Origin of the sequence: Acinetobacter sp. YH12235, assembly GCF_013417705.1 — a bacterium.
Lineage (GTDB): Bacteria > Pseudomonadota > Gammaproteobacteria > Pseudomonadales > Moraxellaceae > Acinetobacter.
Window position 1 is genome coordinate 24,852 of sequence record NZ_VPDL01000008.1, and the last position, 11,822, is coordinate 36,673.

Annotated in this window: 13 protein-coding genes; 8 read left to right on the forward strand and 5 right to left on the reverse strand. The window is 45.4% G+C overall.

The features are described 5' to 3' along the window. The first annotated feature begins 220 nt into the window (after positions 1-220). Positions 221-949, forward strand: coding sequence for a TorF family putative porin (locus FTV13_RS05855; RefSeq protein WP_180011321.1), 729 nt, complete (start codon positions 221-223; stop codon positions 947-949). A 47-nt stretch (positions 950-996) separates the two neighbouring features. Here the strand turns inward: FTV13_RS05855 and FTV13_RS05860 are convergent, their stop codons facing one another. Both FTV13_RS05860 and FTV13_RS05865 read right to left on the reverse strand, forming a co-directional pair. Continuing rightward, entirely contained in the window at positions 997-2,487 is a 1,491-nt protein-coding gene (locus FTV13_RS05860) for a YifB family Mg chelatase-like AAA ATPase (protein WP_180011323.1), read from the reverse strand. Between the two features lie 65 nt (positions 2,488-2,552). Further along, entirely contained in the window at positions 2,553-2,780 is a 228-nt protein-coding gene (locus tag FTV13_RS05865) for an accessory factor UbiK family protein (RefSeq protein WP_034703445.1), read from the reverse strand. Between the two features lie 278 nt (positions 2,781-3,058). Here FTV13_RS05865 and glnK point away from each other — a divergent pair, with 278 nt between their 5' ends. The 7 genes from glnK (at position 3,059) to FTV13_RS05900 (ending at position 9,199) form a co-directional block, all read left to right on the forward strand. Beyond that, positions 3,059-3,397 (forward strand): P-II family nitrogen regulator, encoded by a 339-nt coding sequence (gene glnK / locus FTV13_RS05870; RefSeq protein ID WP_004650081.1) that lies wholly within the window; start codon positions 3,059-3,061, stop codon positions 3,395-3,397. Positions 3,398-3,458: 61 nt separating this feature from the next. Continuing rightward, a complete protein-coding gene (locus FTV13_RS05875; protein WP_159123952.1) occupies positions 3,459-4,874 on the forward strand; it encodes an ammonium transporter in 1,416 nt (471 codons plus the stop codon). Between the two features lie 139 nt (positions 4,875-5,013). Continuing rightward, a complete protein-coding gene (nrdR, locus tag FTV13_RS05880) occupies positions 5,014-5,481 on the forward strand; it encodes a transcriptional regulator NrdR (protein WP_004787309.1) in 468 nt (155 codons plus the stop codon). A 2-nt stretch (positions 5,482-5,483) separates the two neighbouring features. Next, positions 5,484-6,572, forward strand: a complete 1,089-nt coding sequence (ribD, locus tag FTV13_RS05885; RefSeq protein ID WP_180011325.1) for a bifunctional diaminohydroxyphosphoribosylaminopyrimidine deaminase/5-amino-6-(5-phosphoribosylamino)uracil reductase RibD — start codon at positions 5,484-5,486, stop codon at positions 6,570-6,572. Next, positions 6,569-7,861 carry a DNA adenine methylase gene (locus tag FTV13_RS05890; RefSeq protein ID WP_034703433.1) on the forward strand — a complete coding sequence of 431 codons (1,293 nt, stop codon included), beginning with the start codon at positions 6,569-6,571 and terminating at the stop codon, positions 7,859-7,861. The genes ribD and FTV13_RS05890 overlap by 4 nt, the downstream gene beginning before the upstream one ends. Before the next feature lie 23 nt (positions 7,862-7,884). Beyond that, a complete protein-coding gene (locus FTV13_RS05895; protein ID WP_166136489.1) occupies positions 7,885-8,544 on the forward strand; it encodes a riboflavin synthase in 660 nt (219 codons plus the stop codon). A gap of 109 nt (positions 8,545-8,653) precedes the next feature. Then, the gene (locus FTV13_RS05900) at positions 8,654-9,199 is read left to right on the forward strand and encodes a VTT domain-containing protein (protein ID WP_004787301.1); all 546 of its coding nucleotides are present in this window, start codon (positions 8,654-8,656) and stop codon (positions 9,197-9,199) included. A 103-nt stretch (positions 9,200-9,302) separates the two neighbouring features. On the opposite strand, the gene FTV13_RS05905 is transcribed toward FTV13_RS05900, so the two are convergent. The 3 genes from FTV13_RS05905 to FTV13_RS05915 are packed head-to-tail and all read right to left on the reverse strand — an operon-like array spanning position 9,303 to position 11,792. Further along, on the reverse strand, positions 9,303-9,917 hold the full coding sequence (locus FTV13_RS05905; RefSeq protein WP_159123955.1) for a hypothetical protein: 615 nt from the start codon (positions 9,915-9,917) through the stop codon (positions 9,303-9,305). A gap of 26 nt (positions 9,918-9,943) precedes the next feature. Next, the gene (locus tag FTV13_RS05910; RefSeq protein ID WP_179992212.1) at positions 9,944-10,351 is read right to left on the reverse strand and encodes a DNA polymerase III subunit chi; all 408 of its coding nucleotides are present in this window, start codon (positions 10,349-10,351) and stop codon (positions 9,944-9,946) included. Next, entirely contained in the window at positions 10,344-11,792 is a 1,449-nt protein-coding gene (locus FTV13_RS05915) for a leucyl aminopeptidase (RefSeq protein WP_180003799.1), read from the reverse strand. Before FTV13_RS05915 ends, FTV13_RS05910 begins: the two co-directional genes overlap by 8 nt. Positions 11,793-11,822 lie beyond the last annotated feature (30 nt).

Genomic DNA, 11,822 nt, shown 5'->3' on the forward strand with positions numbered 1-11,822 from the left:
AATAAATCCTTGAAAAAGGACCAAGGTTAAAAAGAATCTATTAAAGTGCTTTTTTTAAAAATTTAAATATAATTTAAAAACAAATACCTAGTGATTTGTTTTATTTATATTCATCAGATTTCCGTTGTTTTATTCCAGATTGGCATAGCTCTTGCAAATTTCGAACTTGAGTTTAATCAATATCATAAAAACGTCTCAGACGATCTGGGGGAGTCATACAATGAAATCAACATTAAAAGTATTATCTTTTGCTTTACTAGGTGCTGCATCTTCTTTCACTTTCGCGGATGAACCAGCTGCTGAACATTCAGTTTCTGGAAATATCAGTGTACTTTCAAGCTATAACCTGCGTGGGATTACCAACACACCTGAAAATAGCGGAGCTACTTTACAAGGTGGACTTGACTATAATCATGCCTCTGGCTTCTATGCAGGCTGGTGGGGTTCGACATTAGACTATGGTGATGATTTGCCCAATGCCTTTGAAAATGATTTTTATGCGGGCTATAACGGTTCAATCAATGAAGACTGGGGTTATACAGCGGGTTTAACTTATTATTACTATTATGATATTGGCAATACAGGCTCAAATGGTTTTGAAACCATGCTGGGTCTGACGTACAAAGATTTTGGTGTGACTGCTCAAACATTGCTTGAAGATCTTGATTGGGGTAATGCAGGGGATACTTATCTTAAAGGCACCTATAGCTATGCACTGCCAAAAGATTTTAGTCTGGATACTGCACTTGGCCTATATATTTATGCCAAAGATGGCGACATAAAAGGAACAGAAAACAGTTTCGGTTTCCGTCATTTCGATATCGGTCTAAGCAAGCCACTTGCTGATACAGGCATCACCGCCAGCATGAATTATATTTTTGGTGGTTATAACCGTTTTGAAGATAAACAGAAAAATAAAGTGGTATTAGGACTAGGCTACAGCTTCTAATCTTTGGGGTTTAAAAAAGGCGATCTCAGGTCGCCTTTTTTAGTGTTCTAAATCTGCTGCTGCCCGCGATAAGATAAAGCCTCCGACAGATGCTGGCTTTGGATATCGGGACTTTGATGCAAATCGGCAATGGTACGTGCGACACGCAAGACCCGATGATAGCCTCGGGCTGACAAATTTAATTTTTGCTGCGCCAGTTCAAGCATATTCTGAGCAGACTGATCTAATGCGGCATATTGCTCTAGCTGCTTCGGACTAAGGCTCATGTTCAAGGCATTTTGCCGTTCGATCTGAATATTATAGGCGCTGATCACACGCTGTCTGACCGTTTCAGAGTTTTCGACAGGTTTATTGTCCTGTAATTCCTGTGCCTGTAAAGGTGGTACGTCAATATGCAGGTCAATCCGATCCAGTAATGGGCCAGAAATCCGGCTCTGATAACGCTTAATGCTTTCAGGTGAACATTGACAGCGGCTGTCCTGATTAAATGCATAACCGCATGGACAAGGATTCATGGCTGCCACCAGTTGAAAATTGGCTGGAAAAGTAATTTGCCGGGAAGCACGTGAGATTACAATTTCTTTGGACTCAAGCGGCTGACGTAATACTTCTAAAACCTTGCGGTCAAACTCAGGCAGTTCGTCTAGAAATAAAACGCCCAAATGTGCCAGTGTGATCTCTCCAGGTTTAGGATGTGAGCCACCGCCGACCAGTGCAATGGCAGACGCAGTATGATGCGGTGCCCGAAATGGCCGCTGGCCAAAGGGATGATTGGCATTGGCAATTGAATAGATACTAGCAACTTCCAGATTTTCCTGAGTATTTAAGGGAGGTAAAATACTGGCGAGGCGCGATGCTAATAAGGTTTTACCTGTACCAGGTGGGCCGCGGAACAGCAGGGAATGGCCACCTGCAGCTGCAATTTCCAAGGCACGTCGTGGTCGCAATTGTCCTTTCACATCCGCAAGATCAAATTTATAAAAAGAGTGCTGATCTAATGGACTGGTCTTAAACGGGGGCAAGGTTTCTGCTTGAGCCAGATGTGCACAGACTTCCTGTAAATGATTGGCAGCAAATACCTGAAAATCCGGAAGCTGAGAGGCTTCCTGAGCATTCGGACTAGGCAAGATCAGTTGATGCTGTGCCTGCTGGCAGGCGATTGCAATACTCAGGATTCCTGTTACTGGCCGCAATTGACCATCTAGGGCCAGTTCACCAATAAATTCAAGGTCATCTGTGCAATTTTCTGGAAGCTGCCCTGAGGCCACTAAAATTCCTAGCGCAATCGGCAAGTCCAAACGTGAGCCATCTTTAGGTAGATCGGCAGGTGCCAGATTAATGGTCAGGCGTTTGGTCGGAAACTGAAAGCCGCTATTCAGAATAGCTGATCGAACCCGATCCTTACTTTCCCTGACTGCGGCTTCAGGAAGCCCCACAATGGTGAGGGAAGGCATGCCAGAACTGACATGAACTTCGACTTCAATTAAAGGTGCATGCAGGCCTAACAGGCCTCGCGTATAAATTTTGGCAAAAGACATATTGTTGTTCCAATATAGTGCATTATTTTTATTGTTCTCGTGTCTTTTGTGCACTGTAGTTGTGCTTATTTTTTAATCGAGACTTTTTCTTCTAGCTCTTCGACTTGTTTTAGTAAAACATTTAAACGCTGATTGGCATTATTTAGGGCAGTGCGTTGACGTTCGAGCTCTTCTTTAGACACTAAATCCATTTTACTGACGGCTTCATTGAGCAGGGCACGCAGATTGTGCTCCAGGTCCTTTTTAGGGTGTTCAACTTGCTGCAAAATTGCTTGTAACAGGGTTTCAATCATAATCTGATCCATCGCCATATAAATGCGCGGACAGTGTAGCATTGCTGCAAGAGTGACTTACAGTATTTCAGATAAAATATAGGCTGCTTCGATTAGTAATATTGTAAAAATCCACATAAAAAATATCCAATTTGTGCAGATTCCAATACGTTATAAGTATAAAATAAAAGAGCAAGAAACATCGTGCCGGGCTTTCTAATTTCCCCCGACCTTAGGAATCTTGGCATGAAATTTGAACATAAAACCTTACTGGTGAAATAAGCCGAAGGAAAACAAACATGAAGCTCGTAACTGCAATTGTAAAACCTTTCAAATTGGATGATGTGCGTGAAGCATTATCTGAAATTGGTGTTCAAGGCATCACTGTGACTGAAGTCAAAGGCTTTGGTCGTCAAAAAGGCCATACTGAACTTTATCGTGGTGCTGAATACGTTGTAGATTTCCTACCGAAAGTCAAAATTGAAATCGCAATCAGCGACGAAATGGTTGATTCGGTAATTGAATCAATTACTCGTGTTGCAAGCACTGGCAAAATCGGTGACGGAAAAATTTTCGTAACTAACTTAGAACAAGTCATCCGTATTCGTACCGGTGAAACAGGTGCAGACGCTGTTTAATTTGGCACGAAGTTTGCTGAGTACCTAATAACTCACAAAAAAACATGGTTGGGGGATACGAATGAAAAAAATGCTAATGGCGTTCGGCTTGTCCAGCGCTCTTTTAGGTGGTTCTGTTGCGTGGGCTGAAGAGGCCGTAACAGCACCAACACCTACTGAAGAAGTCGCACTCGTTGCAGAGACTGGCGATACTTCACTTACAACAACAGACACAACTACAGCAGAGATTGCTGAAGTGGCGCCAGCGGAACCAGCAGCGCCTGCAGAAGAAGAAGCTACTCTCGATACTGGCGATACAGCCTGGATTCTCACTTCAACAGCCCTTGTATTACTGATGACCATTCCAGGTTTAGCCCTGTTCTATGGCGGTATGGTCCGTAAGAAAAATGTGCTGGCAACAATGGCACACAGCTTTGTTGCTGCAGCCGTAGTCAGTATTGCCTGGGTCGTGATTGGCTATACATTGGCCTTTGGTGAAGGAAATGCCTTTATCGGCAGTCTGGACAAGCTCATGCTGGCTGGAATAACCACCGATGCGCTTTCAGGCACGATTCCTGAAATCCTGTTCGTGATCTTCCAAATGACGTTTGCCATCATTACGGTTGCCATCATCAGCGGTTCAATTGCGGAACGTATGAAGTTTGGTGCTTTTGTGGCATTCATTGCACTCTGGGTGATTCTGGTGTATGCACCAATTACTCACTGGGTATGGGGTGGCGGCTGGTTAGGCAACGACGGTGCGCTTGACTTTGCTGGTGGTACAGTCGTTCATATCAACTCAGGTGTAGCGGGTCTGGTTGCAGCCTACATGCTTGGTAAACGTATGGGCCTTGGCCGTGAATCAATGGCGCCACATAATCTGACTTTAACTGTAGTCGGTGCAAGCTTACTTTGGGTAGGTTGGTTTGGCTTCAATGGTGGTTCAGCATTGGGTGCGAATGGTTCTGCAGGTTATGCGCTGATCGTAACTCAAGTTGCAGCAGCGGCAGCAGCGATCTCTTGGTTAATTACTGAAAAAGTAGTACGTGGTAAAGCCTCTGTATTAGGTGGGGCTTCTGGTGCGGTAGCAGGTCTGGTGGTGATTACTCCAGCGGCTGGTTTCGTTACTGTCGGTGGTGCGCTGGCAATGGGTCTGATCGGTGGTGTGGTATGTTTCTGGGGTATTACTGCTCTGAAACGTACACTGAAAGCTGATGATTCTCTGGATGCCTTTGGCCTGCACGGTGTGGGTGGTATCGTTGGTGCGATTCTGACAGCATTCTTCGCAAGCGAATTCATCATGGGTGATGCTGCTCCAGCAAATGTAATGAGCCAACTTTGGGTTCAAGTTGAAGGTGTACTTGCAACCATCGCTTACTCTGCAGTATTAACTTTCGTGATTCTTAAAGTGATTGATCTGATCATCGGTATCCGTGTTTCTTCTGATGATGAACGCATGGGTCTGGACTTGAGTCAACATGGCGAACGCGTAGAATAATCTGCTAAAACAATAATCAATATATTGTGTAAAACAGCCCATCTGGGCTGTTTTTTTTCTATATATTGCGTAAAACTCTACAAAGTTTAGAATTTTTGCTACACTCGGAAATCATCAGGATTTGTTCAATTAAACCGCTATGCATTGCCCATTTTGCAATACACCAGACAGTAAAGTGATTGATTCACGCCTGGCCGCTGAAGGTTGCCAGATTCGCCGCCGTCGTGAATGCGTCAGTTGTAATGAACGCTTTACCACCTTTGAAAGTTATGAAGTGGTGATGCCGCGTGTCATCAAATCTGATGGCAAGAATGAACCCTTTGATGAAGCCAAATTACGCCGTTCCCTGATGCATGCCTTGCAGAAACGTCCTGTGACGCAAGAACAGATTGAAACGGTGCTCAGTGATATCCAGTTGCAGATTCGCCGTCTGGGTGAGCGTGATGTGAAATCACGCACGATTGGTGAAATTGTCATGCAATCTCTATTTGCACTTGATCATGTGGCTTATGTCCGTTTTGCTTCGGTCTATCAGGATTTCCAGGATGTTGAAGCCTTTCGTCGTCAGATTGAACAGATGCAGCAACGCGGTGAGTTTCAAGAATAAGCATGACTGAACTCACTCAAGATCAAATCTGGATGCGTCGTGCCATTGAGCTGGCACGTCAGGAACAGTACTCTACTAAACCCAACCCGAATGTCGGCTGTGTCATTGTCAAAGATGGCATAGTCGTGGGTGAAGGTTTTCATCCCAAAGCGGGTCAGCCTCATGCGGAAGTCTTTGCCATGCGTCAGGCCGGAGAGCAGGCACGTGGCGCAACAGCATATGTGACTTTGGAACCTTGTGCCCATTATGGCCGTACACCACCATGTGCTAAAGGATTGGTTGAAGCAGGCGTAGCTAAAGTGATTGTGGCTTGTCCTGATCCGAATCCACTGGTCGCTGGCAAAGGTGTGCAAATCCTGAAAGATGCCGGAATCGACGTTGAAGTCGGCATTTGTGAAAATGAAGCACATCCCCTGAATGATGGCTTTCTGAAAGCCATGGCCACTGGCATGCCTTACGTTCGTCTGAAAATTGCATCGAGTCTGGATGGCCGTACGGCTATGGCATCCGGTGAATCGAAATGGATTACCGGTCCTGAAGCCCGGCAGGATGTCCAGCACTGGCGTGCCATTTCTGGCGCAGTGATTACCGGGATTGAAACTGTATTGGCTGATGACTGTCAGCTCAATGTCCGTAGCCTGAAAGGTATGAATGACATCAGCACGGTAGTTCAGCCCAAACGGATTATTCTGGATCGCCAGGGGCGTTTACCCCTCACTACCAAGATTTTGGAGACTCCAGAAACGGTGATGGTGATGGGGCCTTATCGTCAGGAGCTGGCTGATCTGGGTGTGATCCAATTCGAAATTCAGCCTTTAAAAGAATTATTACAGCAACTGGTTCAGCAGCATCAGATATATGATGTGCTGGTTGAAGCAGGTGCGACTTTATCTACTGCATTTTTACAGGCAGGGCTGGTGGATGAACTCATCAGTTATGTTGCACCGACTTTATTGGGGCAAACTGCGCGTAGTATGTTCAATGCAGAATTCAGCCGAATGGCAGAACAACTTCGATTCAAGTTGCAGGACGTGACCCGTTTGGGTGATGACGTGCGCTTCAGGTTAATTCCCTCTCAAGAGACACTATGAATTCAGAGTCTACGGTTTACCACAAACGTCGCCATGCGGCACGTACCACAGATGAATATCTTTTCCATCAGCTGGTTCCTTATCTGGGGAACAAACGCCGTTTACTACACTTAATTCTGGAAGCACTTGAGAGCACGGGAACCCTAAAACGTGAAGATGGCCGTGCGCCGATTTTTGCCGATTTTTTTGCAGGTTCCGGGGTGGTTTCACGTCTGGCCCGTCAGAATGGCTATCGGGTGATTGCCAATGACTGGGAACCCTATAGTCATGCACTCAATCATGCAGTTTTAGCTTGTACTGAAGCACCTGCCTTTAAAGAACTGGGTGGCTATCAGAAAGCGATTGATTATCTGAACCGTTTGCCTGAAGTTAAAGGCTGGGTGACACATAACCTGTGTCCGCGTAATGATGAGATTTATGATCCGACCCGAGACCGTTTGTTCTTCAAACGCCGTAACGGCATGCGTATCGATGCCATCCGTCAGCAGATTGCCACCTGGCAGGCTCAAGGTGCGATTGATGACGTGGAAATGAGTGCTTTGCTGGCACCGCTGCTCTATTCAGCCAGTTTTGTCAGCAATACCTCAGGTGTATTTAAAAGTTTCCATCATGGTTGGGGCGGTAAAACCCAGACTGCACTAGAACGCATTGAATCACTACTTTGGTTAACGCCAAGCCGTTTCTGTGAAGATGCTAAGCATCAAGGACCTGCCGCAGAAATGTGGTGTGTGGATGCCCAACACTTAGCCAATCAGATGAGTGGTTTTGAAGTCGATGTGGCTTATCTGGATCCACCGTATAACCAGCATGCCTATAGCAGTAACTATCATGTGTTGAATGCTTTAACGCTGTGGGATCAGGTGGATTTACCGACTCCAGACACTAAAGGCTTCAAGAGCGGGATTGACCGTGCATGGCGTAAAGAACGTCCAAGTCAGTACAACTCATCCAAGCATGCCAAAGAAGCCTATGAAACTTTGTTAGCGACTATTAATGCGCGTTTTATCCTGACCAGTTATTCGACCGATGGTAATATCAGTGCCACAGATTTGTTGCAGGCCAACCTGAAACGCGGCCGTGTAACCTTGCTCACTCAGGATGTGCCACGTTATCGTGTCAGCAAACAGCGCCAGTCTGAACGTGCACGCGTACTAGAATTTATTGTAATTACCGACACGCATGCCAAGTCAGGTCCACCAATTCGTCAGTTACTGAGCCAGTTGCATCATTATGCTGAGCTGGGCGGTGTGGATACGACCGGTGTGAGTACCCAATTGGCCTTGTGGTAAGCGCAGAGAAAAAGGAAATAAAGATGTTTACAGGTATTATTGAAAGTCTGGGCAAGGTCGAGAGCTTGCAAAGCGTTGGCGGTGATGTACGCTTACGCATCCAGACGGATCTGGATATGTCCGATGTACATCTGGGTGACTCGATTGCCACCAATGGCATCTGTCTGACCGTAATTGACTGGGGTGAGAACTGGTATGCTGCAGACGTATCACGTGAAAGCCTGGACCGGACTACACTGGCTAACTGGAAAGTCGGCCAACCTGTAAATGTCGAAAAGGCAATGCTGCCAACTACACGCTTTGGCGGACATATTGTCTCTGGTCATGTCGATGCGGTTGGTGAAATTACAGTAGTACGTTCCGATGCCCGTTCCATTTATTTTGAAGTGACTGCACCAAAAGAAATTGCCAAATATTTGGCAGAGAAGGGCTCTATAACAGTAGATGGTATCAGCCTGACCATTAACCACTTGCGTGGTAACATCCTTAGTCTGAATCTGATTCCACATACAGCCGAACGTACCAATATTAGTACCTGGAAGTTAGGCACTAAAGTCAATCTGGAAGTGGATGTACTGGCGCGTTATATCGAGCGTTTATTGCTTGGTGACAAGGCCGCAGAAACTACAGAACAGTCTAAAATCAGCATGGAATTCTTAGCCGAAAATGGCTTTTTGAAATAAATCCGCTGAGCAATTACCAGACAGTCTAATTGAAAAATTAGACTGTTTTTTTATTTTTCGGGATAATACGTAGCTCAACTCGCGATTTTAGCCCCAGTGGACAGGTCGAATGCTCGATTTTTTACTTCATCTTGAACAGTCTTTACCTCTATTGCTGGAGCAGTATGGGGTGTGGATCTATGCAATTTTGTTCCTGGTGATTTTTGCGGAAACAGGTTCGCCATTTTTTTTCTTTTTGCCCGGTGACAGTCTGTTGATTGCCGTCGGTGCGCTGTGTTCCAGCTCCGATCTGATTACCTTACACTCCATGGGTTTATTGCTGCTGATTGCTTCGATTCTGGGTTATACCGTGAATTATTATTCAGGCAGGGTGCTCGGATTAAAATATTTCAATGAGCATTCACGGTTTTTCAAACCCGAATATATGGTCAAAACCAATCATTATTTTATGAAACATGGCGGCAAGACGATCTTAATTGCGCGTTTTATTCCCTTTGTACGTTCCTTCGGTCCTTTTGCGGCAGGTTCTGGCCATATGAGCTTTGCAACTTTCAGTTTTTATAATGTGACTGGGGGAATTCTCTGGATTAGCACTCTGCTAGGGGCTGGCTATCTGCTTGGCAATACCGCATTTTTACTGGCTGACTTGTTTTAATTTTAAAGCAGATTTTATAGTTTGATGGAATAAACTAACCAAGACAGGGGATGGATTAGGCTGAAAAATAAAAAGAATCTTTTCAGCCAACTGACGATCAACTTTACTCAGCCAGATCAGAATTTTTCAGAATATAGTCAATTTCTTCTTTGGCTGCAGCGCGTAATTTCTCACGCAGTGCATTGACGGTTTGTTCAATCACAGTTTCTGCTTCGAGTTCCAGACGTAACCGTAAGCTTTCCAGCTCAGATAAAATCTGGGTATCGTCGATATTTAGGCGACCTTTGGCAAAGTCGAGCACCTGATCCGGATTTTTCTGATAACGTGCGGCATAATCCTGAACCTCAGTATCTAGCATATGACGCATTTCAGCCAGCTTCCGAGTCTGCTCGGCAAATTTTCGCTCTTCATCACGGCGTAGCTGTTCGGCATAGGCTTGCTCTTCAGCACGTTTTTCGGCTAAGGCTTTTTCGAGTGCCCGTTGTCTGCGAATACGTGCTTCTTCAATCAGTTCGGCCTTGCGCTGCGCATACGCTGCTTCAATTTTACGCTCAGACTCTTTCTGTAACTGCTGGTCGCGGACCAGCCATTCTTCTACAGCGGTTTCAGGCTTAAGTACTTCACAGATGCGCGAGAGGTCATCGATAAAGGTCTGACGTACAGCCTCAGGCGTGTTTAACCAGCGCTGTTTAAAATCTGGACCTACATTTAATGCCACTTGCATCTCCTTGTTCACGTGATTACTTAGAGCTTAAAGGTATTTGGCTGAATGCCAAAGCGACGATATTGTTTATATTTCTCACGTCCCAGCTGTTTAGCCGGTTCATTGTTTTCAATAATCTCAATAATGTGACTAAATTTCGCATCAGGTTCAAGTGCTTCCGGATTAAAATTAAAAATAATCCAGCCAGGCTGCTCTGGTAATTGAGCCGATATACAAACGGTCGCATCTGGCTGATCGATTCCATGCGGAATAAAGCTGGCAGGATCAAAGTTCCATAGCTTTTCATCCAGTTCCTGCTGTAAGGCAGGATCGGCACACAGCAGCCAGATACGCTCTGGCTGACGCAAAATTTTACGGCATAAACGACAAGTGCTGTCCACTTGTCGTTCAGGGCTTTTTTCAAATAAATAAAAGCTGACCTTAGCCATGCTTTTGAACGCGATTAGCCAGGAATTGCATTAATAGAGGTACTGGACGGCCAGTTGCGCCTTTATTTGGACCTGAATTCCATGCAGTACCTGCAATATCCAAGTGAGCCCAGCGATATTCACGCGTAAAACGTTGCAGGAAGCATGCAGCTGTTACAGAACCGGCTTTAGGGCCACCAATATTGGCAATATCAGCAAATGGTGAATCCAGTTGTTCCTGATAGTCGTCCAGTACTGGCATGCGCCATACACGGTCAAATGCATTTTGGCCGGCGGTTTCAAGCTCTGCAGCCAGCTCATTGTCTGGCGTAAACATACCGGTCAAGACTGAACCTAAGGCCACTACACAAGCACCGGTTAGAGTTGCAATATCAATCACCAGGGCAGGGTTGAAGCGTTTCACATAAGTTAGCGCATCACAGAGTACCAGACGGCCTTCAGCATCAGTATTTAAAATTTCAACAGTTTGACCACTCATGGTGGTTACGATGTCACCTGGACGGGTGGCTTTGCCCGATGGCATATTTTCCGCTGCAGCAATCGCACCTACCACATGAATTGGTAAACGAGATTCGCATAGTGCACGAAGCGTGCCCAGAACTGAAGCTGCACCGCACATATCGTATTTCATTTCATCCATGCCAGCGCCTGGTTTTAATGAAATACCGCCGGTATCAAAAGTAATGCCTTTACCCAGTAATACCACTGGTGCTTCTTCACGATGCGCCAGATATTCAATTGTAATAATACGGCCTGGACGGTCTGAACCTTTGCTAACTGCAAGGAAGGCACCCATACCAAGGTCAGCCATTTGCTGTTCATTAAGTACAGTTACTTTAAGCAGGTCCGGATATTGAGCCGCCAGCGCTTGCGCCTGTTCTGCCAGATATTCTGGGAAACAAATATTGCCAGGACGATTACCCAGATCACGCGCCAGATTCTGACCAGTCTGAACGGCCTGAATCAATTGCAACTGTTCAGCTGTTAGCGGAGTTTCGGCAGCGATGAAATCAATCTGCTGCAGAATAAATTCGTTCTTTTTTGACTTGTATTCGTCATAGCCGTAGCTGGCTTGAGTTAAAGCCAATGCAAACAGATAGTGCAATTCTTGTGGAAGTTGTGTCAGATCAACAGAAATCTGTTTGAATTTTTTTTGAGAGCCTTTAATAATGGCTTGGGCAATTTTCGCCAGTTTTCCCGCTTGTAATTCGGCAGTCTTGCCGAGGCCGATCAGGGCCGCATGCTGAGACTGGCTGACCTGTCCAATCAGGCTTAAACTTTCTGCCAGACCAGCCTTGAATTGAGATGCTTCAATTAATGTATCTAGGCTGTTGATTTGGTATGTTGATGCAGCGCTCTGAATCTGTTCTGAGTCGACTAAAATCAACAAAGATTGACTTGATCCATTCTCTGGGAATGACGTATTAATTGTAAGGTTCATATCTTGTTTTCACGCCTGTTTAGATTTGCA